General features: G+C 64.2%; 2 protein-coding genes. Both read right to left on the bottom strand.

Features of this window, described 5'->3' with window-relative positions; translation table 11 throughout:
* On the bottom strand, positions 1 to 2,076 hold a 2,076-nt coding region (locus DBR24_RS32745; RefSeq protein WP_371921318.1), incomplete at its 3' end, for a condensation domain-containing protein.
* On the bottom strand, positions 2,073 to 3,114 hold a 1,042-nt coding region (locus DBR24_RS32740), incomplete at its 5' end, for a non-ribosomal peptide synthetase (RefSeq protein ID WP_256591613.1). The genes DBR24_RS32740 and DBR24_RS32745, both read right to left, overlap by 4 nt.

The raw sequence follows: 3,114 nt of genomic DNA, 5'->3' as shown, positions 1-3,114 counted from the left end.
CTGCGGCCAGGTGCGGCGGTCGAGGTCGATCACCGGCACGCTCAGAGCCGGCAGGCGCTCACGCAGACGGCTCTGGGTCAGAACCGCCACTGGCGCACTGTCATCAAGCAAATAATGCAAACGCTCGGCCGGATGTGCGGGATCAACCGGCACGTAACCGGCGCCGGCCTTGAGAATCGCGACCAGCCCGACCAACGTCTCGAGGCCACGGCGGGCGACGATGGCCACACGGTCGTCAGGTTTTACCCCCAGGTCGATCAAGTGATGCGCCAGGACGTTGGCCTCGCGGTTGAGTTCGGCGTAGGTCATTTGCGCATCGCCAAACACCGCCGCCAACACCTCTGGCCGCTCGGCCACCTGTGCCTCGAGACGCTGGTGAAGGGTCAACCCGGTCAGGCCTTGCGCCTGCGTGGCATTGAAGCCAAGCAGCACCTGCGCCCGCTCCGCCGCCGGCAGGATCGGCAGTTGATTGACCGGCGTCTGCGACGCCTGCTCCAGCGCCAGCACAAGGTTTTCCAGCGCGCAGAGCATGTAGTCGCAGACCCGCTGCGGATGGGTTTGCGTACTGGCCAGCAAGGTCAGATGGAAACGCTCACCGAGGTCATCGACGCTCAGGGTCAACGGGTAGTTGGTGCGTTCCTCGGAACTCAGGGTGGTGATGCCCTCCCATGCTGCAAGGGTTTGCGCACTGGCCGTGGCGACGTCGTGGCTGTGGCGATAATTGAGCAGCGTGCTGAACAACGGTGTCGGCGCCACCACGTGACTGCACCGCTGGGCCAGGGCCAGCGGCGCGTATTCGTGGCGCATCAGCGTGGTCAGCCGAGCGTGCGTGGCGTTGACCGCCGCACGCACGTCCTCGCCGTCGATATCCACCCGCAGCGGCAAGGTGTTGATGAAAATCCCCAGCGCCCGGTCAATCGCTTCGGCGCCCTGCATGCGCCCCATCAGCACCGTGCCGAACACCACCTGTTGCTTGCCGGTGAGCGCCGCCAGCACTTGCGCCCAGCCGAGGTGAAACAGGCTCGCGGCACTCACTCCGAGCGTGCGCGCCTGAGCACGCAAACGCTGCCCCAGCAGCGCCTCGACCGGCACGCTCAACTCTTCGATCTGGCTGCCGTCACCCTGCACGTCTTGCAGACCATAGGGCAGCGTCGGCTCGTCGACATCGCCGAGCATGTCGCGGAAGAACGCCTCGTGCTCGGCTTCGCTGACGCCCAGTCGCGCCTGGGCCACGTAATTGCGAAACGGCACCGGGCGCCCGAGTGATTCAGTTTGTCCGGTGAGGCAGGCGCGCATTTCATGACGCACCACGTCGAGGGCCGAGTGATCGAGGGCCATGTGATGGAACAGCAACGTGGCGATCACCCGCTGCCCGGCTTCGTCCCAGGCATGGGCCAGGCGCATCAACGGTGCGCGGCTGACATCGAGGCGAAAATGCCGGGCGTCAAAACGTTCGTGCAGGTACGCCAGCACGTCGCTGTCGGCTGTCGGGGGCAGCACTTCCTCCATCGGCAGTTCGGCCCGACGCCAGACCAGTTGCACCGGCGCATCCAGCCCTTCCCAGAACACCGCAGTACGCAGGATGTCGTGTCGATCAATCACGCTTTGCAGGGCGTGGGCGAACGCCTGAAAGCGTTCACGGCTGGCAAAGGCGAAGTGCGACTGCATGACATACGGATCGCCCTCGCCGCCACTGGCGTGGTGATAGAGGATGCCTTCCTGCAGCGGCGCCAGCGGATAAATGTCCTGCACGTTGGCCGCGCCGCCGGGCACTTGCTCAACGAGACGGTCGATGGTGGCCTGGTCGAGTTCGACCAGGGTCAGCATCGCCGGTGTGATGCGTGTCGTCCCCGGAACAATGCCATTGGCCGGCACCTCGACCTGCCCGTGTCGGGTGGCCGAGTATTGCCCGGCCTTGATCAGTTCGATCAGCGCCGGTTTGTGCTCGCGCAACAGCGCCAGCAATGCCGGATCGCTCAAGGCCTGTTTGTTGCCGTTGACCCGCAACTGGTCATCCGTGACCGCCAGCTGAATATCTTTAGCCTTCAATGTGGCCAACAGTTCGATCACGTTCACAGGACGATCTCCATTCTTTCCGTAATTGCGGCGTAACCGGCCAGGGTCGGATGTTCGAACAACGACCTGACATCGGCTTCCATGCCTTCCTGACGCAGCCGGCCAATCAGACTGACCGCCAGCAGCGAGTGACCACCCAGTTCAAAGAAATGGTCGTGACGCCCTACCCGCTCGACGTTGAGCAGTTCGGCCCACAGGCGTGCGAGGGTGACTTCCACTTCGCCGACCGGGGCTTCGTACTCGCGGGTTGGCAACGCGCCTTGATCCGGCGCCGGCAGCGCCTTGCGGTCAAGTTTGCCGTTGGGGCTCAGCGGCAATGTGTCGAGGTGCACGAACACGGCGGGCACCATGTAGTCCGGCAAATGCTCCAGCAGGTGACTGCGCAGAACGTCGATTTCGAGGCGGGCGCCGGTGTAATACGCGACCAGACGCTTGTCGCCAGGTACGTCTTCGCGAGCCAGCACGGCGGCTTCCTGCACACCATCAACCTGGGTCAGGCGGGCCTGGATTTCACCAAGTTCGATGCGCAAGCCACGGATCTTCACCTGATCGTCGTTGCGGCCGAGGTATTCGATATTGCCGTCGGCCAGATAGCGGGCGACGTCGCCGGTGCGGTACATCCGTGCGTTCGGCTGTTCGCTGAACGGATCGTCGAGGAAGCGTTCGGCGCTCAGCTCCGGGCGATTCAGATAACCACGGGCCACTTGCACGCCGCCGATGTACAACTCGCCGACCACGCCTTGGGGCACGGGCTGTTGTTGCGCATCGAGGATGTACATCCGGGTGTTGGCGATCGGTTTGCCGATCGGCGTGTTGTCCGGGGTTTGCTCCAGCGGCCCGGCGCAATCCCACGCGGTGACGTCCACCGCCGCTTCGGTCGGGCCGTACAGGTTGTGCAATTTGCTGCCCGGCACTTGCTGTTTGAAACGCCGAACGATGCTGCCCGGCAAGGCTTCGCCACTGCACATGACCTGACGCAATCCGCTGCAACGCGTGGTGTCGCCGTGGGTGAGGAACACGTCGAGCATCGACGGCACG

Origin of the sequence: Pseudomonas sp. HMWF006 (assembly GCF_003061205.1) — a bacterium.
Lineage (GTDB): Bacteria > Pseudomonadota > Gammaproteobacteria > Pseudomonadales > Pseudomonadaceae > Aquipseudomonas > Aquipseudomonas monsensis.
Note: the sequence above shows the minus strand (reverse complement) of the source record. Positions and strands in the feature narration are given on the sequence as shown.